A 24,730-nucleotide genomic window follows, 5' to 3' on the forward strand; every position below is an offset into this window, starting at 1 on the left:
CACCTGGAAGAGCGTGAAGTTCGGCGGTGGCGGCTACGTCAGCGGCCTCATCTTCCATCCGACCACCGCCAACCTGCTGTATGCGCGCACCGACATCGGTGGTGCCTACCGCTGGAACCAGGCCACGACGTCCTGGGTGCCCATCACCGACGGTCCTGGCTTCAGTGCAGCCGAGAGCCGTTACCACGGTGTCGAAAGCATCGCCGTGGATCCGAACAACGACCGACTCGTCTACATGGCCGCCGGCATGTACACGGCCGATGGCAACGGTCGCCTGTACATCTCCAGCGACCGCGGTGACCACTGGACCTACGTCGGCTTGCCCTTTCCCCTGGGGGGCAACAACCCCGGCCGGGCCATCGGCGAACGCCTGATGGTGGACCCCAACAAGTCCTCGACGCTGTTCTACGGCTCGCGCACCGCCGGCCTGTGGAAGAGCACGGACTCGGGCCTCACCTGGGCCCAGGTCACGTCGCTGTCGACCCTCAAGATGACCCAGGACCAGGTCGATGCCATCGGCGGCAGCGCGATGGGCGTCGGAGTCGTCGTCTACGACACCGGCAGCAAGGGCAGCGGCTCGGCCACGCAGACGATCTACGCAGGCGTCTCGCCGGACTACGTCAGCGCGGCGGGCCTGGGCTCGAATCTCTACAAGTCCACCAACGGCGGCGCTTCGTGGAGCGCAGTGTCGACGCCGGTCTCCGGCTATCACATTCCGCACATGGTGCGCGCTGCAGACGGCGTGTTCTATGTCGTGTTCACCAAGGTATCGGGGCCAGGTGCCGCCGGCCCCGCCCGGCTCTACAAGTTCGACGGCAGCAACTGGACCTTGCTGAAGGACCCGAACACCGGGGGGACGGGGACTGACTTCGGCCTCGGCGGCGTGTCTGTCTCCGGCACTGGCGCGAGCACGCGCATCGCACTGGGCGTGACCAACTCCTGGGGCGACTGGGCCGGTCAGCAGGTCGTTCAGTGGTCCGGCGATGGCGGCAAGACCTGGCGCGAGATCGCGGCCACCATGCCGCACTCGCCAGGCAATGAAGGGTTCTCCGGCTGGACCGACGACGTCGAGATCGATCCGTCCAACCCCGACCACGTGCTGCACGTCTCTGGCGGCGGCATCTGGGAAACCCGCAACGCTTCCTCCGCCACGCCGGGCTGGCACGACGCGATCGGCGGCCTCGAGGAGACTGCTGTCCTGGGCCTCGCCACGCCGCCGGCCGGCGCACCGTACATCGTGATCAACAGTTCGGGCGACGTCGGCCCCTGGGTGCACACGGATCTCGCGACGAAGCCGACCCTGTCGCCGCGCACCGAATGGAGCAACGGCTTCGGTGCCGACATGGCGTGGTCCGACCCGCTCTACATCGCCAGCATCGGCGTCGTCCTCGGCACCGGTACCGGCTTCGGCGTCTGGTCTGGCGACGGCGGCAAGACCTGGGCGAAGTTCGCGACCAACGCACCCGGCGGCACGACCAACACCAGCGGGGACGCGAGCATCGCGGTCACCGCGCGCAACAAGGCGGTCTGGGCGCCTGCCAAATCGGTGCCGTCCTACACCACGGACAACGGCGCGAGCTGGGTGTCGACCAACCTGCCGGGGCCGCCCAGCGTTGGCGTCGCCAGCGGCTACCACCTGGCCGCAGACCGCAAGAACCCGAACAAGGTCTATGCCTACGATTCGGGCGGCGCCTGGTGGGGCACGCCGGGCAAGGTTCATGTCTCGACCGATGGCGGCCACAGCTTCACGCCGAGCGCGGGCTCGGTGTCGGCGGGGCTGGCGCCCAACTACTTCATGCACACCTCGCTGGCGGTCAACCCCAACACCGAAGGCGACCTCTGGCTGGCCGACGGCAACGCCGTGTACCACTCGACCGATTCGGGCGTGACCTGGACCAAGCTCAGCACCTTCGCGTCGATCTGGAGCGGCAACGCATGGCCCGTCGTGCAGGGCGCCACGGCGGTGGCACTGGGCAAGCCCAAGCCCGGCGCCGCGTACTCGGCGGCGGTCTATGTGGTGGGCGTGGTCAACGACGTGTGGGGCGTCTACCGCTCCGACGACGGCGGTGCCACCTGGTCGCGCTTCAACGACGACGCGCACCAGTTCGGCGGCATCGGGACGATTGCGGCCGATCAGAGCGTCTATGGCCGGGTCTACGTCAGCGGCATCGGCCGGGGCATGCTGTACAGCAACTGAACCCCGTCTTCTTCATCCCCTCGCTCCCGCATTGCCCATGAGGCTGGCGGAGCCAGTCTCACACGGGACGCCGAGGCGGATTGGCTGTTCGACTGGGAGTGGAGTTGTCGAGCGGTCGCCAGCGCTTCAGCGCAGGTGCGCGGCTGGCGCTGCAGCGATGCGCCGACGACTCCGATCGCGTAGGGGTTGAAGCTACTCTTGACGCGCAGAGCGCCACGAGGCCGAGGAGGGCGGCGGTGCCATGGTCAGCGCCCGCCGAAGTCCAGGGCGCGCACGGCGCGCTGCATGGTCTCGGGACGCGACGCCTCACGACTGAAGGTCGTGGTGTCAGCGTCGATGCAGCGCGCGTGGCAGGCCGAGGGCCGACATTGAACCTGCTCGATATCGATGGGTCTCATTCCGCGCGGCATGGATCCATTGTCTGATATCCACCATTTGGCAGCCGACTTTGATCGTGTCGAACTCGCCGGAAAATCGAACAATCTGGGAATGCGGGCACCGGGTGACCACATGCCCCGGCTCCCATCCTGATCGACAGTCCGAGGTGATCGATGCAAAACAACCGACGTGTGCTATTCCTGTCAGCGGACTCCGGCGTGCCTCCCACCGGCAAGACGATTGCCGTGCAAGCGCTGAACATCTATCGGCTCTCGACCGGAAAGATCGTCTCCGAAGTGGGCCAACCGGACCTGCTCGGACTGATGCAGCAGATCGGCGGGTTGCCGCGTCCCTGAGGCCGCATCCATGCAAGCGACCTGGTACGAAAAGCAGGGGCCGGCACACGATGTCCTCGTTGTCGGCACGATGGCCGACCCGCAGCCTGGCCCAGACGAAATACGAATTCGCGTTCGTGCCTCGGGCATCAACCCGGGCGACGTGAAGAAGCGCCAGGATGCCTTCGGGATCGGGATGCCGTTTGCCCGCGTCATCCCGCACAGCGATGGCGCTGGAGTCGTCGATCGAGTTGGCCCGGGGGTGCCGGCGTCTCGGGTGGGGCAATCGGTGTGGTGCTACGGCGCGCAGAGCTATCGGCCTTTCGGCACGGCGGCAGAGTTCACCGTGGTGCCGCAAGGCCAGGCCGTAGCGTTGCCGGAGGGCGTGTCGTTTGAGCAGGGGGCGTGTATCGGCATTCCCGGGATCACGGCTCACCGTGCGGTTCACGCCGGCGGCCCGGTCGCAGGTCGCACGGTACTTGTGCAGGGCGGTGCGGGTGCGGTGGGATTGTGTGCGGTGGGGTTGGCGCGGCTGGCTGGGGCTCGCGTCATTGCCACCGTCCGGTCACAAGCTGGCGTGGCTGAAGCCACAGCAGCGGGTGCCCACGACGTTCTATGCACCGACGGTCTGTCCGAGCAGGACATCGTCGCGGCATTGCGCAAGGTCGCCGGGCATGGCATCGACCATATCGTCGAGGTTGCATTCGACGCCAACGTCAGCATCGATGTCGAGGTCCTGTCTTCAGGCGGTTCGATCGGAGCCTATGCCACCGGCCGATCGACACCGAGCATTCCATTTTGGCCACTCGTGTTTCAGAACACCCGGGTTTACTTTCTCGGCAGCGACGATTTCCAGAGCGAGGCGAAGGTGGCTGCCGCGCGGGATATCAACGCACTCCTTGGCTCGGGCTGGCCAGGCTTCAGCGTCGACCGCGCGTTCACACTCGCGGAGATCGCCGAAGCCCATGTGCAAGTCGAAGCCAGGGGGAGGCGTGGTCGCGTGGTTGTGCTCGTGCCGCGGTAGTTCATCTGAGGCGTTGCCGCCACGCGGCTACAGCACGAGTCGGAAGGCGTGCCGGTCCGAGCGACTGCTTCCCGCGTGGTGAACCTCGGTCGGCTGGGCGCCCTGCCCGAGATGCTGCAACCGACCTGGGGCGCGCTCTTCAGCGCGCTGCGGCTGAGGAAGCATGCCGTCACCGTCCTGACATCCACAACGTGAAGTCAGGCTGCGAGGCGGAGTTCGAACGCGTTTGCGGGACCTGCACATCGAACCGGCCAACGAAGCCGGCTCGACAGCATCACACCGGGTACTGCTGCACCAGCGGCTCGAGCGTGATCCACTTCGATGTCTCGAACCGAGCCTGGTTCCCGCAACATCGCAAGTACCTCGGTGAGCACCGCCCGCCTTCGCTGATCGTCTGGGTACCGCAGGACGACTACATGCCTGAGCAGCCAGCCCGCGCCTGTCTGCGCGACCTGCCCGAAGCTGAGTTGCACCTGCTCGCTGGCGGCCACTGGTTGCCGGAGACGCACCCGACGAGGTGGTGGCGCTTGTCCGTGATTTCCTCGGGCGTGTCCGAGTGCATCCTGCACAGCCCTCCCGCGGTGCTCAAGGCGCTACACGCACTGCGCGCCAGAAGCCGGCATTTGCGCGCCAACCGGCAACGGGACTGGATGCGGTTGAGATAGGCATACAGCTTCGACAGCACCAGCGGGTGATACGGGCGTCGACCCGTTCGAGCGGGGGCTTGCGCCATCGAAACCCATGTCCATCAGGTCCAACTCATCGACGAAGACATCCACGATACGAATCGTGTCGTCTTCGCCAATGGTGGCCCTGCATGCCGGCCAACAGGATGAAGGTGTGGTCGTCAGGGGCGGTCGAATGTCTTCGACACGTTCACGTCCTTGTTCTCCCCGTTGAACTCAGCGGGGAAACGGAGCGGGGTTTGTCAAGTAGGCCTTGAACAGGCGCGCGAACTGGCCGCCGTCGTTCGTGATGTCCGCCGACGTCTCGTCCCCGGGACTGAAGACGATCGCGAATGTGCCGTTGCCCGTGTACTGCGTTGGATGCGTCAGCATGTACTGGACGTGGTTGTCCCGATAGTGCTTCGGAGTTCCGCCGGGGGTCGTCGAGGGCACGCCCATGGGGGTCTGCCAGTACAGGATCGGCAGGCCGCCCAGGTGGCTGCGCACGATGCTCCAATCGTTGAGGCCCTGGTTGAAATTCGGTGTGGTGACGTTGTTCTCGTCCAGGTAGAACGGGCCGGGGCCGCGATTCGCACAATTTGGCACGGGCGTCGGGTCTTCAAAGCAACCTGCATCGCGATCGCTCGTCTGCGCCACGATGAAGTCGGCCTTGTCTGCGCCGAGTTTTGCCATGAAGGTGCCGGTGGCGTTTGCATCCCCCCCCCACAAGGACGGGGGGAAGCCCATCCTCGCCTTGGGCGCGTACGTCCGCCCGAGCTTCAACAGGCAACCGACGACGCCGACGGCCGTATCCGGTTGGCTGGCGCATTCCGGCACCGTGCTCACGCGCGCCGGCAACTTCGCCGGGTCGCCGCCGGGTGCCCCGCCCTGGGCGAAGCCCCAGAAGTCAGGCTCGAGGTTGACCAGGGTGGGGCGGTTGGTCTCGGCGATCTTCTTGTACATCAACTTGACTTGCGACCAGTAGGCGGCCATGAACGGCGCGTCGTTGATGACGGTGACGTCGCCACCCTTCCAGGAAGGCATCTGGAACAGGGTGAACATCGGCACGGCGCCCATGGCCGCGACGTCGTCGGAGAAGACCGTCACGACACCACCGTCCGGATAGTTGTATTGCCATTGAGGCCATGCGTTACCGCCGCCAGAGTTGAAACCCGTGACCGCCACGAGATAGGTATCGATGATGTCCGGAGCGATCTGCTGGGCCTTCATGTCCGCGATAGGACTGGCCGCGCCGAGGCCCACGAGGAGCCGGCCGGGCTTGCCGAGGGCTGTATTGATCGAAGGAGTGGGCGCAGGTGCAGGTGCAGGTGCAGGAGCAGGAGCAGGAGCAGGAGCAGGAGCAGGAGCACCGCCAACCGGCGCCGCGGATGTGTCCTTGCTATTGCTTCCGCCACAAGCGGACATGATCAGCGAGCAAAGCAGCGCGCTCGCTGCCGTGATGCGTGATCTGGGTTGCTGCGGCGTGCTCATGGAGAGGTCCTGTGGTGTCAATGTGGGAGTTCGAGCCGAGCCTCTCGTGAAGCAGGGTTGGCTGGCATGGCTCATTCGATGTGCGGTGCACTCGATGCTTTCGCAATTGTGTCGACCGCGACATACAAAAACTTGACGGAACCGTGACGGCAATGCGATCAGCACACTGCGTTGATGCATTGCGACACGGTGCAACAGACTGCAAGTAGTACCGATGCTGAGCGGCGGTGCAAGCGAGTCAGATTTCCACTGGCGCGACCTTGATGGCCCCATGCGCGTCAGTGCGCCCCACTCAGGTACGGCTGCAGGATCGGGACGAGACGATTCATGATCTTCACGTGACCCGCGTCGCTCGGATGAAAGCTGGACGAGGAGGGCTTCGATGCCACCGGCATGGCTCGCCATGCACGCCGGCATGCGGCACTGGCCGGAACGCGCGGACCCCGCGATGCAGGCCTTGTCAGTCTTTCTGGGGTCGTGGTTCGCCGCAGCGGTCGCCAGTGCGTCACTAGCGAGGTGGCGACGACTCGGATCGAGTCAATGCCGAACACGAAGGCCAGGCGCTTCTCGTCGGCCTTCACCCGCATGAGCTCCACCTTGTGACGTCCCTTTGACAGTTGCTTGCGCACGGGCAAGAGCGCTGCCGCGAGCGATGTCCAGCGCCGCTTGGCCCGTCCGTCAGCGGGCAAGTTCCGCGATACGGGGTGCGTCCAGCGCGCCGCTGTAGACGCGCAGATCCTGCATGCGGCCCTTGAAGAACGGATCGCGGGGGTACTGGGAGCGGCCCAGCCAGGTTCGCGTGGTGTGGCCGAGCTGGTACGGTGTGATCCAGATATCGTTCTGGCTGGCGACCGGTGAGCCGTCCACATAGAGCGTGCCCACGGTGCCTGAGAGGGTCACGGCCACATGCACCCAACGGCCGGCGGGCAGGGCGTTCCCGGAAACCGACTGCATGCACCAGGATTCCACGCGCGTGGTCATGAAGAGCATCTTGTCGTGGCTATCGCGGGCGCCAAGCGCCATGAAAGCCACGTTGTTCGAGCCGAAGTCGAACACTCGCGAATAGGTCGTCGCGGCGTCCCAATAGACCCACAACGCGATCGTGAAATCGCCGAGCGCCGACAGGGTCCCGTCCTCCAGCACCACGTGACCGCTGCTGCCGTCGAGCTGCACGGAACCTCCTCCCGCGCGTCCTTCGACGAAGCTCGCGCCGCCCACCAGCTTGCCGTGTCGACCGTGACCGCTGACGTCATTGGCATTGCCGTTGAGCGGCATGTGCAGCCACAGCTCGCCAGGGACAGCCACGCGAACGATCTCGGCGCCAATGCGCTCGCCGAGGTTGGTCGTCACGGCAATGATCCGGTAGTACCAGGTGCCCTGGGCGGGAGCGTCGGCGTAGGTGCGAGGATCGATCACTTGCGCAAGGGTCGTGAACGGGCCGTTGGGGGCGCTCGCTCGTTGAACCAGATAGTGGGTGCCGTCGGCACTGCCCCACCACGACAACAGCACCTTGCCGCCGCTGAGGAACGCGCTCAGGCCGCTGGGTTTCGCGGCCGGGGACGGATCGCGCGCATAGAGCAGCGTGCCGAGGCCGGGGCTGTCGCCGGTCCCGTCATAGCGCTCGGCGCGCATGTTCGCGACCATCGCCTTGGTCCACGGCGCCGACAAGCCCTTGCGGTTCACGTAGTGGTTGTAGATCAGCTCGAAGCAGGGCCGGCGGTGCCCGGTTCCGGATACCGCGTTGCCGGTGAACTGGTCGTTCGTGTACTGGGTGAACGGCAACTTGTAGGGGTTGCCGTTGGGGTCGCTCAGGTTCGTCTTGGCGACGTACTCCGTGCCGGCCAGCAGGCGGTTGTTCCAGTACCCGTAGAGGTCTTCGCCTTGGTTCCACGCCATCTCGCACAGCGCGCCGGCCAGGGCGATGCCGAGGGTCGAGTGACCCTGGTCGCGGTGGCTTTCTTGCCATTGGCCCAGATGGCCAGGGTGCATGAAATAGACGTTGAAGGCGCCTGCGCCATTGCCCCGCCCGGACTTGTAGTAGTTGGACGCTTCGGCAGTGAGATCGGGCCGGTCGCAGAACACCCCGATCGCGTACACCGAGCAGAGGTTGCACAGGTCCCAGTTGGCCCAGTAGTGCATGACCTTTCTGGTCTCGCTGCCGTTGTGATCGATCAAAAAGGCGTGGCACAACGGATAGAACACCTTCAGCAGCATGGCCTGGAAGCGGGCGAGGTCCTCCTTCGCCCAGCCGGGATAGGTGCGCATCAGTTCGGCGGCATTGGCCCATTGGTAGCCGTACAGACCGGAGGCGAGGAAGACGTTGGAGTCGCCGCCCAGCTTGGTCAACTTCGACGACCAGGCATTGAGAAACACCAGCGCCTTCTTGGCGTAGTCTTCGTCGCCCGAGATCTTCCAGCGCAGCGCGAGTTGGTGGGCGCGCTGCATGTCGGTGTACATCTGGCCGAAGTTGTCCCCGTCGGTGCCACGGAACACGGTCTCCAGGGGGCGCGGCGACGCGCCGAGGTGCGAGCGGCCGCTGCCGAGCAGCGCGTCCCAGCCGTCCACCCATGGCTGTTCCTTCGCGGCGAGCTTCTCCCGAATGCGTTTGAGGTCGGTCTCGGTGTGCAGCAGCCCTGGGTGTTTGGCTTGGCTTCCCGCGGGCGCCGCGCCGGGCGTGGCGACTTCGGGGGAGGCCGGGCCGCCCGTGTCGACGAGGGCGTCGTCGATCTCGTCCCTCGTATCGATGAAATCGCTGTTGTTGGCGCCACCGCAGCCGGGCAACAGCGGCAGCATGGGCAGCATCGGTAGGAGGCCAAGCCCCAATGACAGTCTGCGGCGCGCGACATCTTGCGGAACGTGCGAAACGTTGGGTTGGGTTTTGCTGTTGGACACATCGACCTCCTCAGGTTGCGGGGCGACTCTAGACAGGCGACGGGTACAAGTCTTGACCGACTCATGACGGAACATCCGGATACAAGGTGCGCAGGGCCACGGACAGCAACCCATGGCATGCATGATTGCGACGTGGCTTGCGCTGCTGTGCGACCGCCACGATGACACCGGTGCCGTCCGCGCATGGGTCGAGCAGGATGTCTCCTGATGCTGCACGCACGGATCAGTGCGGGGGGCGGGGAGCAATCTCCGTCCCTACCGCGACCCGAGCACCTGTCTGTTGTCGGTGGCGCGCAACCGCTACTCGGTGCCGCGAGCTGGCCGGGCAATGGTCAGCACCCGGCTGTACCCGGACCGCGTGGTCGTGGTGGCTGGCGGCAGCGTCCGGCGTTGAGCTTTAAACAGCTCCGCCGCAAAGTGCGTCGCTGTGCCGCACAAGGTCCTTGACGTCCGGAGTGCGTCTCGGCGACCGCCTTGTCCATCGCCATTGGCGTTTCGACGAGCGGCGGCAGGATCGGTGTCCGAACTCGCCGGGCGATCAAGGCGTGGACGTGCTCGTCGAGTGCGCGCTGCCCAGCGCGCCGCGGCCGGCCTCGATGCGCGCTTTGAGGTCCGCCGCCAAGTCGTGGTCGGGATCCTGGTCGAGGACCACGTCCAGCACATGCAGTGCTTCGCTCCGACGGTGTTCTTCGGCGGCGCGCGATGCGAGGTCGAACATCCGCGCCATCCACTCACTCTCGTCCACGGCTTGGGCGTTCCCCTCCGCGATGCCGGCATGCAGCTGAAGCAGCCGTGCGGCCAGCCGCCGGCCGAGTGTCGTCGGTGACCGGTCGTGCATGCTCCCTTCGATCCGAGACGCGGGCGTCAGCAACACGTACTCCAGCGTCAAGGTTTCCATGCGGCGCGCCAGTCGGGCGAAGAGGACGTGCACGCCGGGGCTGCGGGTGCCAATGGCGGCCGCAATGGCCTCTGGCGTCGGGGCCGTGGCGGCATCGACGCCCGCTTGCACCTCAGCGGCGGACATGCGCTTCAGCATCGCGTGCACAGCCAGGGTGTAGCCGAGAACTTCCAGGGGATACGCGAGATCTCGATCCGCGACGCCGGCGCCCGGGTCTCCGCCCGCCAGCGGCACGACGGCCAGCGGATGCTCTCGGATCCCGTGCAAGTCCGACAGGAGCGTTGCGGCGGTGTCTTCTTCGGGGGCTACACGCGCATCGGCCACCAGCCCGTAGCCTTTGCCGGAGACGGTCTTGATCCGCACCGCGTGCGTCTTGCTCCGTCGCATCACCTGGCGAATCCTGGCGATCGCCTGCGCAACCACTTCCGGCGACGCGGCTGCCTGGCGCCACACGGTGTCGAGGAGTTCGTCCTGCGTTACCAGGCGGTGACGATTGCGGTACAGGTGCAAGAGCACGTCGAACGGCTTTGGCGCGAGTGTCTGGCGCCGCCCATCGACCCAGAGTTCCCGGCGTTCCACATCGAGCATGCAGTGGGCGAAGCGATACTCCCGAAGCATCGCGTCATTGGGCGGCGCCAGCGGCACAGGGGGCTCGCGCTGCGCCTCGTTGGGTGGTATCGCCGACAGCGCCTGCCCCAGCCGCCGGAACAGGGGCAGTGCAGCTGGCGCGGTTGCGAGCCGCGCAAGCAGCGACTGGGCCTCCGGTTCCTGTTGGCGCCGCCGTGCCAGCAACGCACGCGGGTATAGCAGGTTCGCGGTGGTGTTCTCATCCTGCAGGTGGGCCTGCGCGTCTGCGCGGTCTAGCTCGGCCTCTGCAAGTGGAAGGCGCCCGCTGCGCACGAGGGCCTCCACAAGCCAGGGGAACAGGGGCGCCTCGGCCACGCGGTTGCCGCGGCGACGGCACTCGGCCGCCGCCCGCAAAAAACAGTCGGCCGCCTCGTCGACGCGCCCAGCCGCCATGGCGGCATGACCATGGGCCTGCCAGAGGTAGCCGTTGTTTTGCACCCGGTCCGGCTGGGGCAGCAGGGATAGCAGCTCAGCGGCGGCGTCTGGGCGGCCTTGCTGGCGATGGAGCAGGCAGTGGATGTTGACGACGGCGGTCAACAGGCTCATGTTGGCCTCGATCGCCAGCGCAGTCGCGGTCGCCTCTTCCGCGCACTCTCGCGCCTCGTCCAGCCGGTCCGCGTAAAGCAGTTCGCCCGCGAGATTGAGGCACACGCTTGCAAGCGCTGTCGTGGCGTTGAGCCTGCGGGCCGCGTGGGCGAGCTTTCTGTTCCATCGGATGGACTTCTCAGCATGGCCAGACAGTGAGCTCATGATCGCCCGGAGCCACAGCACGTTCAGCAATCCCCAGTGGCTGCCAATGCCCGTGAAGATCGTCTGGGCCTCGTTCAGACGTGTCGCTACGGAGTGGAGCTCGCCGAGGCGGCACTCGACGGATGCCAGCAGCGTCAGGGTGTATCCCTGCCAGTGCGGCGGCATGCAGACGCGGCCCAACGCGAGGCCGTGTTCCAAACTCTGCGCCGCATCGCGCAATCGGCCTTTCACGTGGTACAGCGTCCCGAAGCACTGCTGCACTTGCGCTTCAAGGCACTGGTCTTGGTGGCGTCTGGCGGCCTCCAGCAGGCGTGCCCCGCAGACCAGTCCATCGTCGCTGCCGCAGACCGCCTGAGCACGCAGAAGTTCCAGATCGAGGCGCGGGAAAGCCGGGTCGAGGTGCTGCAGAAGCGCAAGTGCCCGCAGTGCGGCTGGATGCTGGTTCATCGCAGCAGAGTGCTTGGCCCGTGCGAACAACTCGATGGACAGCAAAGAGCAGCCGCGCAACTCGTGGCCGTGGCGCTCGCCGACGCCCAGCAGTGTGTGCAGCAGGGCCTCAATGGCGGGAAGAACGAGCCCGGCGGGAGCGGCGGCGCGGATTGAAATGACGGTCTTCTTGTCGTGGTCATGGACGTGGAGATCGAGCGCGAGTTCGGGTCCTGCAAGCGTCAATGAACCGACCACGGCATAGCGCGCGCCGGCCGCGCGCAACATCTGCAGCATCCGTGGGTCTTCCTGCGGCCACGACGACTCCAGTGAGTGTGCGTCCTGAACCTGGATGCGCCCGTCGATCGACAGGCCGTGCGCGATGCAGGCCACCAGGCCGTGTGCCGCCCACTGCAGGCTCGGGCGCCCGGTGTGATTGCGCAATGGGCCGATGATCAACGAGGGCATACCGTCGCGGAACGAGCCAGGCGTCGCCCGCTCTGGGGGCGACGCCGACGCCGGTGCCGATGGCACGTCGAACATGTAGCCGACACGCGGGATCGAGCGGATGATCGGCTGCGGCCCGTCGTCCCCGATGGCCAGCCGTGCCGCACGGATCGCCTGGCGCAGCGCGGCTTCGGATCCCGTGCCCTCCGGACGCAGCGCGGCCAGCAGTTCCTCCTTCGTCACCACTCGATGGCGGAAGCGGGCCAGTTTCTCCAGCACGCGCCATGCCCGCGGCTCGATCTTCACTGGTTCTCCGTGACGGAGCACGCGCCGTCCGAGCAGGTCGAGCGAACCGCCGGGCAGTGTGATGAGAAGCTCGCTCATGGCGTCGGCGCGCACCGGCCGCGGCTTCGCGCCGCAGTCGGCAACAGCGCGGCATATCGGGACGTGAGGGAGAGGCGTTGCATCGGCGGCATGCGATCTTGCGCTTCCGCGCCACTGTGGACTCTCGGCCCGCCGGCGCGGTGCGCCGACCTGGGCCTCGGAAGAAGGCGCATTGAATTGTTGTCCAAAATCGGATCGTCTGACCTGGTGCACACGGTTCGTCACAAGTTCATCAGGAATGCCCGCCGACGCTCGCTGACGGCATGCTCCACTGGGCTTCAAGTTTTATGGTCGTGTGCATGTACGTGCGCTGCTCGAGAGCAATTACTCCAATCTGTCGCCCTCGCGCACGTTGCATGGAAGTACCTCGCCACTGCACGTGCCGAACCCAATGCGGGGGTGACCCTCTCGCGCGCACCAGGCGCGCAGCGTCACCACATCGCCATCCTCGAGAAAGGCGCGCGATTCCCCGTTGGGCAATGCAATGGGCTGCTTGCCGCCGCGACTCAATTCCAGCAGGCATCCTTGCTCTCCTTCGCTCGGACCCGATTGAGTTCCCGTGCCGATCAGATCACCGGGTCGCAGATTGCATCCGCCTTCGGTGTGATGGGCCACCATTTGTGCCAGCGACCAATGGCAGTGGCGAAAGTTGGATCGGCTCAGCCGCATTTCGCCTCCTTCGGAACGCGCTGTCCTCAGCCACACTTCCAGCTCGATGTCGAATCCGGGGGGTGGGGCATCGCTGCGGTGGCGCAGGTTGGGAAGCGGCTGCGGGTCTGCTGCTTCGCGCGCAAGCGCAATGCGAAACGGCTCCAGCGCTTCGAGTGTCACGACCCATGGGGAAATCGTGGTGGCAAAGTTCTTTGCCAGAAACGGGCCGAGCGGCTGCGACTCCCAGCCTTGCACGTCACGCGCCGACCAATCGTTGAGAAGGCAAAGACCGAAGACATGTCGGTCGGCCGCATTCACGTCGATGGGCTCGCCTCGTGCATTGCCAGGGCCGATGAAGGCGCCCAGTTCCATCTCATAGTCGAGCCGACGCGTGGGCCCGAAGTGGGGTGTGGCGTCACCCGGTGCGCGCGACTGGCCCAACGGACGCCGGAATCGCGTACCGCTGATGTCGATCGACGATGAGCGGCCGTGATAGCCAATGGGCAGCCACTTGAAGTTCGGCAACGGCGGGTTGTCCGGCTGGAACACGCGGCCGGCGTTGACCATGTGGTGATAGGACGTGAAGAAATCGGTGTAGTCGCCAATCCGGGCCGCAAGCGCGTTCTCGGCGTCGGCTTGTGGCACCAGGCAGTCACGCAGCGCCTCGACCTGCGGCGCGCCCTCGCGCAGCAGCCGTGAAATCGCCAGCCGCAGTGCAGACCAAGCGGTCGGGCCCATGGCCATCAGACCATTCAGCGTCGGTGCGGCAGCCATCTCGGCGGCCGCAGCCACCGTGCCGGTGAAGGCCCCTGCACGCAAGGCCGCAGAGAGGTCAAGGATCTGATCACCAATGGCAACGCCACCGCGGAACGCCTCGGCCGACGAGCGGCGGCGGAAGATGCCGTGCGGCAGGTTCTGGATCGGGAAGTCGATGCCGGGCACATTGGCCGACTCGATCCAGCTCCGCAGATCTGGAGAGTGCGTTTCGTTGAGCATGTCGGCGCCCTCTCTCTCAGAACCGGTGACGCAGGCCGACGCCAACGTTCGTCGCGCTGGCAGTCAAGAGCCGTGGCGGTGCCGACACCGTGTTGGTCACGGTGCGGTCGTTCATGACCATTGCGTAGACGTCCGTGCGCTTCGACAGGAAGTAGTCGTAGCCGACCGTGAACACCTTGCGCTCCTTGTTGCCGCCCGCCACCGTGGCCGGCACGGGGCCCACGGCGTCGCCAGTGGTGCGCGATGCGTAGCCGGCGAGGACGTAGCCCGTGCTGACCGGGATCGAAGCACTGAGATCCCGGATCTTGTAGCCGATGTTCAACGGCGCGGCTTCGGTGCCATCGTTATGGATGCGCCCGACGTGCGCAAACACCTTGACCACCTTGAAATCATACGATCCCGCGAGTTGCCAGGCCTTTGCATTGTTCGACGACGTGCCGTCGGCGAAGGTCGCGGGATTCTTCTTGACGTTCTGATACGCGAACGAGATACCCGCAGCGTTGGCCGCATAGCTTACGCGCGCCGCTGCGTTTCTGCCGCCCTGGCCTTCGCTGGCCGACACGGATGCACTGGCGCTGAAGCCGGCGAAGTTCGCGCTGTCGATCAGGATCTGGTTGGTCCAGCCGGTGCCGCCGCTCAACGGGCTGCCGATGAACGTGACCAGGTTGATCGGCGAGAACACCGTGGAGTCGACGAACGCATTCGACGTGATGCTGTTCAGGTACAGCAGGCTCGTGCCGTTGCCCAGCCGAAGGCGCCCCAACGACTTGCTGCTCAGCCCGACCCACGCGGCGCGCGACCACATCGGATCGGCCGCCACGTTGACCGGCGCGCCGATCGCGTCGCTGCGTCCCGACTGGCCGGTGTCGTTGCGGATGAAGCCCGCGAGCTCGAAGATCGCGGCCGCCCCCCCGCCGAGATCTTCACTGCCCCGCACACCGAAGTGGCTCGTCGACAGGCCGCCGCCGTCGAGCTTCTTGACGGCCTTGTCATTGCTGTTGACGCCGGCCGTGGTGCCCGTGAAGCGGGTCGCCATGGCATCGAGCGAACCGAAGATCGTCATCGATTGCGCCATCACGGCGCCGTTCGACATCGCAAGCAACGTCGCGATCAGTTTGAACTCTCGTTTCATGTCGTCTCCGGTTTCTTGGGCGTGAGTTGACCCACGGCGCGTCTGCGAAAGCAGGCGCCGGGGCGGAAGGGAAAGTGGGATAGGGCGTTCGCGCAGTTAGCGCGCCGAGGTCACGGGCTCATGGCGAGCCGGCCTGCAGGGCATCGTCGAAGATGGCGACGGCGCGGGTCCAGCCCGCCGAGGCACCCTTGATCTTCACCGGGAAGCAGCTGACGTAGAAGCCGTGCGACGGCAGGCTCTGAAGGTTGTGCAGCTTCTCGAGGTGGCAGTAGCCGATGTCGCGGCCGGCCTTGTGGCCTTCCCAGATCAGTGACGCGTCCTTCGTTTCGGCGAACTTCTTCGCGGTGTAGGCAAACGGCGCGTCCCAACTCCAGGCGTCGGTGCCGGTCAGTCGCACGCCGCGTTCCAGCAGGTACAGCGTGGCCTCGTAGCCCATGCCGCATCCGGCGCGGGTGTACTCGGCCGAGCCGTAGGCGGTGCCGGCGCGCGTGTTCACGACCACGATCTCGAGTGGCTTCAGCCTGTGGCCGATGCGCGCGAGCTCGGCCTCGACGTCTTCGGGCTGAACGACGTAGCCGTCGGGCAGTTGCTGGAAGTCGAGCTTCACGCCGGGCTGGAAGCACCAGTTCAGATCGACCTCGTCGATCGTCAACGCACGCTGCCCGCCGTCCATCGTCGAGGCGAAGTGGTACGGCGCATCCAGATGGGTGCCGTTGTGGGTGTTGAGATGCACGTCCTCCACCGCCCAGGCTTCGCCGTCAGGGAGGTCTTCCTTCTTGAGGCCGGGGAAGAACTGCGCCAGGTCGGGGTAACTCATTTGATGATCGATGTAGCTGATCTTCGGCGACAGGCCGGGTGGGTCGGAAGGCACGTCGTTTTCGAGGTGCATGGAGATGTCGATGAAGCGGCGTGCCATGGTGATGTTTCCGGTGAGACTCAGATCTGTTTCCACTTCAACGCGCGGCGCTCGGCCATGCCGAGCAGGCTGTTGCTGACGAAGCCGATGGCACCCAGCAGCACCACGCCGGCAAAGAGATCGGCCGACCGGAATGAGCGCGCGGCCTGCAGGATCGCCAGGCCCAGCCCTTCCTGCGAGGCGAGCATCTCGCCGACGATTGCGAGGATCAGCGAGACCGTGAGCGACAGGCGCATCCCGGCCAGCGCGTCCGGCATTGCGTTCGGCAGCCCGACCTTGACGATGAACGCGAGCGGCGACAGGCGCAGCACGCGCCCGACCTCGTGCAGCCTGGGCTCGATGTTGGCAAAGCCGTGCGCGGTCGCCAGCAGCACCGGCCAGACGGCGCCGAAGGCAATCACGATCAGCACCATGGCCGGCGACAGGCCGATGAACGCGATCGCCACCGGCACGATCGCCGATGCCGGCAGCGGACGGATGAATTCGAGTGTGGGCTGCAACCAGGCGCGCAGCAGCGGCGAGATGCCGATCAGTGCGCCGAGCGCGATGCCGATCACCGAAGCGAGCGCCCATCCGTAGGCCATGCGTTCGGCCGTGCCGAGCGTCAGGTGCAGCAGCTCGCCGTGGCGCAGGCCCTCGCTGAGCGACCGCCAGGTCGCGGCCGGGCCGGGCAGGAAGATCGGCGAGATCCACTCGAGCCTGGCGATCACGGCCCACAGCGCGAGCAGGGCCACGCTCACGCTCACGCTCGCCACGATGGCTCGGGTCTTCATGGCTGCTGCGCCAGCGAATGCTGGAACAAGGTTCGTTGAAGCAGCAGCAATCCGGCGCCGAGCCCCCAGCCCAGCAGGCCGATCCAGAGCAGCATCGCGAACATCAGGTCGGGGCGCAGGCTCTGCTGCGCGTTCATCAGCGCATAGCCCAGGCCCTGCGGATTTGCGGCGATCTCGGTCGTCACCGCGACAACGAGCGCGATGCCGACGCACAGGCGAAACGCGACGAAGATGCGCGGCAACGCGGCTGGAAGCACGAGCTTGAGTATCCGTTCCCACCAGGAAAAACCGAGCACGCGCGCCACCTCGAGCAGACGCGGTTCGACATTGCGAACTGCCGCGTGCGAGAGCAGCAGCATCGGCCAGAAGCAGGTGAATGCGATCACCGCGATCTCCATCCGGAAGCCGAAGCCGAACACCAGCATCGACAGCGGAATCAGTGCCACCGACGGCACCGGCCTCAGCAACTCGACCGACAGTGCCGCCGCGTCGGAGGCCGCGCGCGACAGGCCGAACCAGATGCCGGCGGCCAGGCCCACGCCGCCGCCGAGCGCGAGCCCGGCGAGTGCCGCAGCCAGCGTTTGCGCCGACAGTCTGAGCGCGCTGCCGTCGGCGATCGCCTGCGCCAATGCATTGAGCACGTCGGTGGGGCGGGCCAGCGCGTCGCTCTCGACAGGCTTGATGCGCATTGCCACTTCGGCGAGCACCAGCAGCGTCACCGGAAGGACCCAGCCTCGCCATCCGAGCCGATCGAGAACGGCGCGCATCAGTGCGTGTCCTTCACATGGTCGAAGGCGGCGCGGCGCAGGCGCAGGAACTCGGGCTCCTCGCGCGTGCTGAGCTGGTCGCGCGGCCGCGGCAAGTTGACCTCGAAGGTCTGGGCCAGGCTGCCGCGCTCGCCTGGCGCGGCCCGCAGGGCCAGCACGGTGTCTCCGAGGTAGATGGCTTCCTCGAGGTCGTGCGTGATGAAAAGCACCGTGGTGCCCGACTCCTGCACCAGTTGCAGCATCTCATCCTGCAGCGTCTGGCGTGTCATCGCATCGAGGGCGCCGAAAGGTTCGTCCATCAGCAGCACCGCGGGCTCCTGCGCCAGGCAGCGGGCAATCTGCAGACGCTGCTGCATGCCGCCCGACATTTGGCTGGGGTACTTGCCGGCATGCTGGGCCAGACCGACCTTGGCCAGCAGTTGCCGGATGCGATCGGCGCGCTCGCTCTTGGCAACGTGCGCTGCCTCGAGTGCGAGGCTCACGTTGCCGGCCACGGTGCGCCAGGGCAGCAAGGCCTTGGCGTAGTCCTGGAACACGATCGCGACATCGTGCGCCGGCCCGGTGATGGGCGTGCCGTTGCGTCGCACTTCACCTGCGCTTGGTTTCACCAGGCCGGTGAGCAGCCGCAACAGCGTCGTCTTGCCGCAGCCCGACGGGCCGATCACGCAGACGAACTCGCCGCGCCGCATGCTGAAGCTCAGGCGGTTGATGACGCGCACCGCGCCGAAGTCGAGCGCGACCTGGTCGAAGACGATCAGTGGCGCATCGGCCTGTGCCGGTGTCATGACCTGCGGGTGCTGGGTTGTTCGCAACAGTGCATTCATGGCATCTACTTGACGATCAGCGACGACACCATTGGCGGCTTCTTCAGCATGTCCTGGTTGCGCATCGTGTCGGTCCAGAAACGCATCTGCGCGTCGCTCAGGTCGACCACCAGGTTCGGCCACGGTGTGGCTTTCAGAACCGGCGGCGGCACCTTGAAGTACTTGCCGAGTGCGGCGTAGGCCTCGTCGCGGTTGGAGATCGAGAAGGCAATCGCTTCGGCAAGTGCCTCGCGGAAGGCCTTGACCTCGGGGCCGTTCGCGGTGGCCCACTTGCGCGTTGAGGTGTAGACGACGTTTGCGAAGCCGCTCGGCGTGTCGGTGGAGAAGCCCGGCACGATGGTGCCGGCCTGCGTCTGCACGATGCGGCCGACGAAAGGCTCGGCTGTGACGGCCGCATCGATGCTGCCGCCCTTGAGCACGTCGCCGATCTGCGGCAGTGGCACTTCGATGAAGGTGACGCGCTTCGGGTCGACGCCCTTGTCGATCAGCCACCGCCGCACCAGCACGTGGAGCGTGCCGCCCAGGCCCGGCACGCCGAATTTCTTGCCGACCAGATCCTGTGCGGTCTTGATGGCGGCGGCTGGCCGCGCGACGATGTTGACGTAGCCCTTGGTGTTGTCGTACGTGCTGCCGCTGGCCAGCGTCACGAGGTCGAGCCCGCTGTCGACGGCCTGCAGCAGCACAGGCGGCGTGGTGCCGCCGATCTGGATCGAATCCGAGATCACCGCTGGCGGGATGCTGGAGGTCAGCGTGATCAACTGCAACTCGACGTTGAGCTTGCGCTTCTCGAAGAAGCCGCGCTCCTTGGCGATGAAGGCGGCGGCGAAATCGGGCACGGCTGTGTAGCCGATGACGATCTTCTTTTGCGCCTGGGCCGCGGCACTGCCGAGAAGCAGCAAGGCCAGGAAAACGCTCCGCAGGCGCTTGGGGTTCATGAATGTCTTCATCGACGTGATGCCTCAGTGTGTGGATGCGCTGCAGGCGGCGCGGATGCCTGCGGCAATGAATCGCACGAGAATCGGCCCCGAGCGCTTTGGGTCTCCGGCGACGTTCTCGCCCAGGGATAGCCGCTCGATCCGGCGATCGGTTACGTGCAGGAGCAGGGCGCCGAGTGCGAACTGGTAGCAGTACGCCACCGTGCCGCGGCTGGCCCGCGGCGAGGCGGCCATCAGTGCATTGATGAACGCGTGGGCCAGGGGGTCGAAGAGATCGCGGATCACGGTCTCGTCTTCTTCCAGTTGCTCATTCATGCCGCGGGCCATGAGGCGCAGGAAGTGGCGCCCGTCCTCGCTGGCGGCCACGGTCAACACCGGGAGCACAAACGCCTTGACGATCTCATCCAGAAGCTGGCCCGGAGCGGCTTCTTCCTGTGCCTTTGCCAAGGCGGCGAGCCGCGCCTGGATGTAGCCGGAGCGTTCGCGGTAGATCTGCTGGTAGAGCTCGGCCTTGGGGCCGAAGTAGTAGCCGACGAGTGCCAGCGGCACGCCCGCCTCGTCAGCGATGTCCCGGATCGAGACGCCGTGGAAGCCTTTGGAGGCAAACAGGCGTTCCGCGGCAAGCAGGATATTGCGCCGGCGGTTTGGTGCGAGATCGGTGTCCGCTTCGGTTGGGCTGCTCGAACGGGGCGACCGCTTCGCACTCGCGACCCTTGCTTTCTCGGTCATGTCTAAAACTCCTGTCTGACAACCGCGTCATCCGCCGATTGCGTAATCTTGTACGAACGTACCAATTGTCTTGTACGACTGTACAATTCAAGACTAGGGCTTTCCCGATCACGAGTCGCTTGCCGAAAGGGCGACGAATCTGTACGACCGTACATCGATGAACGGGTTGTGACTGCGCTTCGTGCAGTGCAGCGCCTCTCCCGTCGGCACGCAGGCCGGCGGTCACGACTCCGGCGTGCGCTTTTCCTGCAGCACCGCCTTCGAGCGGCGCAGCTGCGCCACGAGCTCGGGGCCGCGGGCCAGGGCCACCGACACTGCCAGCACGTCCAGTACCGCGAGGTGGGCCAGGCGCGAGGTCATCGGGGCGTAGACGTCGGGGTCTTCCGGCACGTCCACGTTCAGCGAGATGTCGCACGCCTGGGCCAGTGGCGAGCCCGGCACGGTGATGCCGATGGCGGTGGCACCCGCTTCGCGGGCGATCTCCACGCTGCGGATCACGTCGCGCGTGCGGCCGCTGCCCGAGATGGCCACCAGCACGTCGCCGGGTTTCAGCATTGACGCCGACATGGCCTGCACGTGGGTGTCCGAGTGTGCCGCCGTGGGCACGCCGAGGCGGAAGAACTTGTGCTGGGCGTCGAGGGCCACGATGCCCGAGTTGCCCACGCCGTAGAACTCGATGCGGTGCGCCGCCGACAGCGCCTCGACCGATCGCGTGAGCGATGACGGGTCGAGGTGGTTGCGCACCGTGACCAGTGCCGCGATGGCCCGGTCGAACACCTTGGCGCCCACCTCCGCGCTGGAGTCCTGCGCATTCACGTCGTGGTGGATGTAGGGCAGGCCGGTGGCCAGGCTCTTCGCGAGCCGGAGCTTGAATTCCCGCAGCCCGCTGAACCCCAGCGCGGTGCAGAAACGCGCGATGGTGGGCTGGCTCACGCCGGCGCGGTGCGCCAGTTCGGCAAACGACAGGTCGATGGCCTCGTTCGGGTGCTGCAGCACGTAGTCGGCCGCGAGCCGCTCGGACGGCCGCAACTGCGCACGCGCGGCCTCGATGCGTTGCAGCAGCGTGGCCGTGGCGGCGGGCGGTTCAGGGGGCTTCGGGGTGCGGGGCATCGGAACGGGGAAAGGTCAGGGGCTCCAGTACATCCTAAGCGGTCGCGTGCGGTGCTGGAGCAGGTGGTCGATGGGCAGTGGTGACGCGGTTCGGCTGGAGCGGGCTTCGCCCGACAGCATGGCGGCCTTCTGGGTGCCTTGCACAAGCAATGCCACGTTGGCTGCGGCCAGCAATGCAGCCAGGTTCATGCCCAGGCGCGCGTGCGGGGCCACCGGCGGGTCGATGGCGGCCAGCGACGGGGTGGCTGCCGGGTCGAGCGCGGCGGCCAGGCCGGCGGCCTTCGGGAACAGCGATGCGGTATGGCCGTCTTCGCCCATGCCCAGCACGATGACGTCGGCACCGGCCAGCACCGTCTCCAGGGCCCGGTTGCGCTCCGCGACGGCTTCGGCCGGGTGGTCGGTGCGGGTTTTCAGCGGCACGAACGTGGCGGCCGCGGCGTGGCGGGTCAGCAGGCGGTCGCGCACGAGGCGCTCGTTGCTGTCGCCGGTGGCCGGGTCGACCCAGCGTTCGTCCACGAGGGTGATCGTGACGTTGGCCCAGTCGAGGCGCGACCGCGAGAGTTCATCGAACAGCAGGCCGGGGCTGCGGCCGCCAGAGACGGCGAGCGTGGCGCGGCCGCGCGCCTGCAATGCGGCGGTGAGCCGCTGGGCCACGTCGTGCGCGAGCGTCTGCGCGGCCTGCAGCGGGTTTTCGAATGTGTGGAGTTCCGGTTCGCGGAGGGAGGGCGTGGTCATCGAGGGTGCTCGGTAGTTAATCTACAGAATTGGCGCCTCGTGGGCGCGAGCTGCAGTGTGATTGCAGCGTTCATCGGGTCAATACGGATGATCGAGGCTGGAAATCGCTTCGAAGAACGTGTAGCATTCCTACAAGTTCGCAAGTATCACTCAGAAGTCGATTCAGTTCGACCCCCGATCCATGCCTCTTCATCCCGTGGTTGCGCGTGTCACCGACCGTGTCCGTGCCCGCAGCACAACCACCCGCGCCGATTACCTCGATACCGTGGCCGCCAGCCGTCTGGCTGGTGTGGCCCGAGGCGCCATCTCGTGCACGAACCTCGCGCACGCCATGGCTGCCCACCCCTCGCATGAAAAGCTGGTGTTGCGTGAGGCCCACCGGCCGAACGTGGCCGTCGTCACGTCGTACAACGACATGCTGTCGGCCCACCAGCCTTATGCGGACTATCCCGCGCTGATCAAGCGCGCCCTGCACGGCGCCGGCGCCGTCGGCCAGGTGGCCGGCGGCGTGCCCGCGATGTGCGACGGTGTCACGCAGGGGCAACCCGGCATGGAACTGTCGCTGTTCTCGCGCGACGTCATCGCCATGTCCACCGCCGTGGCGCTGTCGCACGGCGTGTTCGATGCGGCCATGTGCCTGGGGGTGTGCGACAAGATCGTGCCGGGCCTCTTGATCGGTGCGCTGCACTTCGGCCACCTGCCGGTGGTGTTCGTGCCCGCGGGCCCCATGCTGACGGGCCTCGGCAACGACGAAAAGGCGAAGATCCGCCAGCTGCACGCCAAGGGCCAGGTAGACCGCGCCGCGCTGCTCGAAGCGGAAAGCCGCGCGTACCACGGCGCCGGCACCTGCACGTTCTACGGCACCGCCAACAGCAACCAGTTGCTGATGGAGGTGATGGGCCTGCACCTGCCGGGTGCCGCCTTCGTGCCGCCCAACACCCCGCTGCGTGCCGCGCTGACCGAAGCCGCCGCCGTGCGCGTGGCGTCGCTCACCGCGCAGGGCAGCGAGTACACGCCGATCGCCCAGGTGGTGGACGAGCGCACCATCGTCAACGCGATCGTCGCGCTGCTGGCCACCGGGGGCTCCACGAACCACACGATCCACCTGGTCGCCATCGCCCGGGCGGCCGGCATCCTGATCGACTGGAGCGACTTCGACACGCTGTCGCAAGCCATCCCGCTGCTGACACGCATCTACCCGAACGGCAACGCCGACATCAACCACTTCCATGCCTCCGGCGGCATGGGCACGCTGATCGGCAACATGCTGGCCGAAGGCCTGCTGCACGCCGACGTGAGCACCGTGGCGGGCCCGGGCCTTGCCCGCTATGCCGAGGAACCGGTGCTGCCCGACGACGGCAAGATCACGTGGCGCGCCGCACCGGCCGCGAGCATCGACACCAGCGTGCTGCGCCCGGTGGCCGACCCGTTCAGCGCCGACAGCGGCCTGCGCATGCTGAGCGGCAACCTCGGCCGCGCGGTGATCAAGGTGTCCGCCGTCAAGCCCGAACACCGCCGTGTCGAGGCGCCGGCCGTCGTGTTCGCGAGCCAGGACGAATTCCTGAAGCGCTACAAGGCCGGCGAACTCGACCGCAGCTTCGTCGCGGTGCTGCGGTTCCAGGGCCCGCAGGCCAACGGCATGCCCGAGTTGCACCAGTTGACCCCCGCGCTCGCCAACTTGCAGGACAAGGGGCTGGCGGTGGCGCTGGTCACCGACGGCCGCATGTCCGGCGCGTCGGGCAAGGTGCCCGCCGCCATCCACATCACCCCCGAGGCGCTGGGCCAGGGGCCGATCGGCAAGGTGCGCGATGGCGACATCGTGCTGCTCGACGCCGACCATGGCGTGCTCGCGGTGCACGTGCCGGCGGGCGAATGGGCGGCGCGTCCGCTCGCGCCGGCCCCGGCCGGCGTGCAGCGTGGCATGGGCCGCGAGATGTTCACCGCGGCGCGGGCCGCGGCCGGCACCGCCGAAGAAGGGGCCACCACGTTCGGTTGGGCACCCGTCACCACCAAGGAAACGATCGATGAAAACGCGTGAAATCCTCGCCCTGTCGCCGGTGATGCCGGTGATCGCCCTCGACCGCCTGGCCGACGCCGTGCCGCTCGCCCGTGCGCTGGTGCGCGGAGGCATCCGCCTGCTCGAAGTCACGCTGCGCACGCCGGTGGCACTCGACTGCGTGCGTGCCATCAAGGCCGAGGTGCCCGAAGCCGTGGTGGGCGTGGGCACCATCGTGACCCCGGCCGACCTGGAGGAATCCATCGAGGCCGGCGCTGCGTTCGGCGTGAGCCCCGGTGCATCGGCCGCGCTGCTGCGTGCCGCCGCCGCGTCGCCGTTGCCGTTCGTGCCCGGCGTGATGACCCCGTCCGACGTGATCAACGCGATCGACGCCGGCTTCCACACGATGAAACTCTTCCCGGCGGCCCAGGCCGGCGGGCTGGAGATGCTCAAGGCGCTGGGCGGCCCATTCCCGCATGCTCGCTTTTGCCCCACCGGTGGTGTCACACTGCAGTCCGCCCCCGCGCTGCTGGCGCTGAAAAACGTCGTCTGCGTGGGTGGCTCGTGGCTCACCCCGTCGGCGCTGATCGCCAACGGCGACTGGGCGGCCATCGAAACCCTGGCCCGCGATGCCGCGGCACTGCGCTGACAC

At 66.7% G+C, this 24,730-nt stretch carries 20 protein-coding genes and 1 pseudogene; 7 read left to right on the forward strand and 14 right to left on the reverse strand.

What is annotated here, in order from left to right; translation table 11 throughout:
- Positions 1-13 precede the first annotated feature (13 nt).
- The 4 genes from ASC87_RS08200 to ASC87_RS30640 all read left to right on the forward strand — a co-directional run bounded on the left by ASC87_RS08200 (position 14) and on the right by ASC87_RS30640 (position 4,599).
- Positions 14-2,197, forward strand: a complete 2,184-nt coding sequence (locus tag ASC87_RS08200) for a dockerin (protein ID WP_082568482.1) — start codon at positions 14-16, stop codon at positions 2,195-2,197.
- A gap of 551 nt (positions 2,198-2,748) precedes the next feature.
- Positions 2,749-2,931: an ester cyclase gene (locus ASC87_RS08205; protein ID WP_056659456.1), complete on the forward strand. Its 183-nt coding sequence runs from the start codon at positions 2,749-2,751 to the stop codon at positions 2,929-2,931.
- Between the two features lie 10 nt (positions 2,932-2,941).
- On the forward strand, positions 2,942-3,934 hold the full coding sequence (locus ASC87_RS08210) for an NADPH:quinone reductase (protein ID WP_056659458.1): 993 nt from the start codon (positions 2,942-2,944) through the stop codon (positions 3,932-3,934).
- 308 nt (positions 3,935-4,242) lie between these two features.
- A complete protein-coding gene (locus ASC87_RS30640) occupies positions 4,243-4,599 on the forward strand; it encodes an alpha/beta fold hydrolase (protein WP_056659459.1) in 357 nt (118 codons plus the stop codon).
- Here ASC87_RS30640 and ASC87_RS33135 read toward each other — a convergent pair.
- From ASC87_RS33135 to ASC87_RS08240, 6 genes and pseudogenes are all read right to left on the reverse strand, one after another.
- Positions 4,551-4,740, reverse strand: a pseudogene (locus ASC87_RS33135) (IS5/IS1182 family transposase); the annotation flags it as partial. The gene ASC87_RS30640 and the pseudogene ASC87_RS33135 sit on opposite strands and share 49 nt — an antisense overlap.
- A 96-nt stretch (positions 4,741-4,836) precedes the next feature.
- Positions 4,837-6,090 carry a hypothetical protein gene (locus ASC87_RS08220; RefSeq protein ID WP_082568483.1) on the reverse strand — a complete coding sequence of 418 codons (1,254 nt, stop codon included), beginning with the start codon at positions 6,088-6,090 and terminating at the stop codon, positions 4,837-4,839.
- 678 nt (positions 6,091-6,768) lie between these two features.
- Positions 6,769-8,883: a LamG-like jellyroll fold domain-containing protein gene (locus ASC87_RS08225; protein ID WP_235582105.1), complete on the reverse strand. Its 2,115-nt coding sequence runs from the start codon at positions 8,881-8,883 to the stop codon at positions 6,769-6,771.
- Positions 8,884-9,520: 637 nt separating this feature from the next.
- On the reverse strand, positions 9,521-12,514 hold the full coding sequence (locus ASC87_RS08230) for a winged helix-turn-helix domain-containing protein (protein ID WP_157603911.1): 2,994 nt from the start codon (positions 12,512-12,514) through the stop codon (positions 9,521-9,523).
- 324 nt (positions 12,515-12,838) lie between these two features.
- Positions 12,839-14,161, reverse strand: a complete 1,323-nt coding sequence (gene fahA, locus ASC87_RS08235; protein ID WP_056659467.1) for a fumarylacetoacetase — start codon at positions 14,159-14,161, stop codon at positions 12,839-12,841.
- Positions 14,162-14,177: 16 nt separating this feature from the next.
- The gene (locus ASC87_RS08240; protein ID WP_369820745.1) at positions 14,178-15,254 is read right to left on the reverse strand and encodes a porin; all 1,077 of its coding nucleotides are present in this window, start codon (positions 15,252-15,254) and stop codon (positions 14,178-14,180) included.
- Here ASC87_RS08240 and ASC87_RS33500 point away from each other — a divergent pair.
- Positions 15,196-15,318 carry a hypothetical protein gene (locus ASC87_RS33500; RefSeq protein ID WP_255358913.1) on the forward strand — a complete coding sequence of 41 codons (123 nt, stop codon included), beginning with the start codon at positions 15,196-15,198 and terminating at the stop codon, positions 15,316-15,318. The genes ASC87_RS08240 and ASC87_RS33500 overlap by 59 nt on opposite strands.
- Before the next feature lie 93 nt (positions 15,319-15,411).
- Here ASC87_RS33500 and ASC87_RS08245 read toward each other — a convergent pair whose 3' ends face one another.
- From ASC87_RS08245 to pgl, 8 genes are all read right to left on the reverse strand, one after another.
- Positions 15,412-16,209 carry a cyclase family protein gene (locus ASC87_RS08245; RefSeq protein ID WP_056659470.1) on the reverse strand — a complete coding sequence of 266 codons (798 nt, stop codon included), beginning with the start codon at positions 16,207-16,209 and terminating at the stop codon, positions 15,412-15,414.
- Between the two features lie 20 nt (positions 16,210-16,229).
- On the reverse strand, positions 16,230-16,943 hold the full coding sequence (locus tag ASC87_RS08250) for an ABC transporter permease (RefSeq protein WP_369820743.1): 714 nt from the start codon (positions 16,941-16,943) through the stop codon (positions 16,230-16,232).
- A gap of 35 nt (positions 16,944-16,978) precedes the next feature.
- Positions 16,979-17,749: an ABC transporter permease gene (locus tag ASC87_RS08255; RefSeq protein ID WP_056659474.1), complete on the reverse strand. Its 771-nt coding sequence runs from the start codon at positions 17,747-17,749 to the stop codon at positions 16,979-16,981.
- On the reverse strand, positions 17,749-18,573 hold the full coding sequence (locus tag ASC87_RS08260; protein ID WP_082568485.1) for an ABC transporter ATP-binding protein: 825 nt from the start codon (positions 18,571-18,573) through the stop codon (positions 17,749-17,751). Before ASC87_RS08260 ends, ASC87_RS08255 begins: the two co-directional genes overlap by 1 nt.
- A 5-nt stretch (positions 18,574-18,578) precedes the next feature.
- Positions 18,579-19,508, reverse strand: a complete 930-nt coding sequence (locus ASC87_RS08265) for an ABC transporter substrate-binding protein (RefSeq protein ID WP_056659478.1) — start codon at positions 19,506-19,508, stop codon at positions 18,579-18,581.
- Between the two features lie 24 nt (positions 19,509-19,532).
- Positions 19,533-20,237, reverse strand: a complete 705-nt coding sequence (locus tag ASC87_RS08270; protein WP_056659480.1) for a TetR/AcrR family transcriptional regulator — start codon at positions 20,235-20,237, stop codon at positions 19,533-19,535.
- Between the two features lie 222 nt (positions 20,238-20,459).
- The gene (gene hexR, locus ASC87_RS08275) at positions 20,460-21,347 is read right to left on the reverse strand and encodes a transcriptional regulator HexR (RefSeq protein WP_056659482.1); all 888 of its coding nucleotides are present in this window, start codon (positions 21,345-21,347) and stop codon (positions 20,460-20,462) included.
- A 15-nt stretch (positions 21,348-21,362) separates the two neighbouring features.
- Positions 21,363-22,082 (reverse strand): 6-phosphogluconolactonase, encoded by a 720-nt coding sequence (gene pgl, locus ASC87_RS08280; protein ID WP_056659484.1) that lies wholly within the window; start codon positions 22,080-22,082, stop codon positions 21,363-21,365.
- Between the two features lie 181 nt (positions 22,083-22,263).
- Between pgl and edd the strand changes: the two genes are divergently transcribed.
- Together edd and eda are read left to right on the forward strand one after the other, a co-directional pair.
- Positions 22,264-24,120: a phosphogluconate dehydratase gene (edd, locus tag ASC87_RS08285; protein ID WP_056659486.1), complete on the forward strand. Its 1,857-nt coding sequence runs from the start codon at positions 22,264-22,266 to the stop codon at positions 24,118-24,120.
- Complete coding sequence (eda, locus tag ASC87_RS08290; protein ID WP_056659488.1) at positions 24,107-24,727, forward strand: bifunctional 4-hydroxy-2-oxoglutarate aldolase/2-dehydro-3-deoxy-phosphogluconate aldolase; 621 nt, start codon at positions 24,107-24,109, stop codon at positions 24,725-24,727. Before edd ends, eda begins: the two co-directional genes overlap by 14 nt.
- The last annotated feature ends 3 nt before the right edge of the window (positions 24,728-24,730 follow it).

The sequence above is a fragment of the Rhizobacter sp. Root1221 genome (genome assembly GCF_001425785.1).
Lineage (GTDB): Bacteria > Pseudomonadota > Gammaproteobacteria > Burkholderiales > Burkholderiaceae_C > Rhizobacter.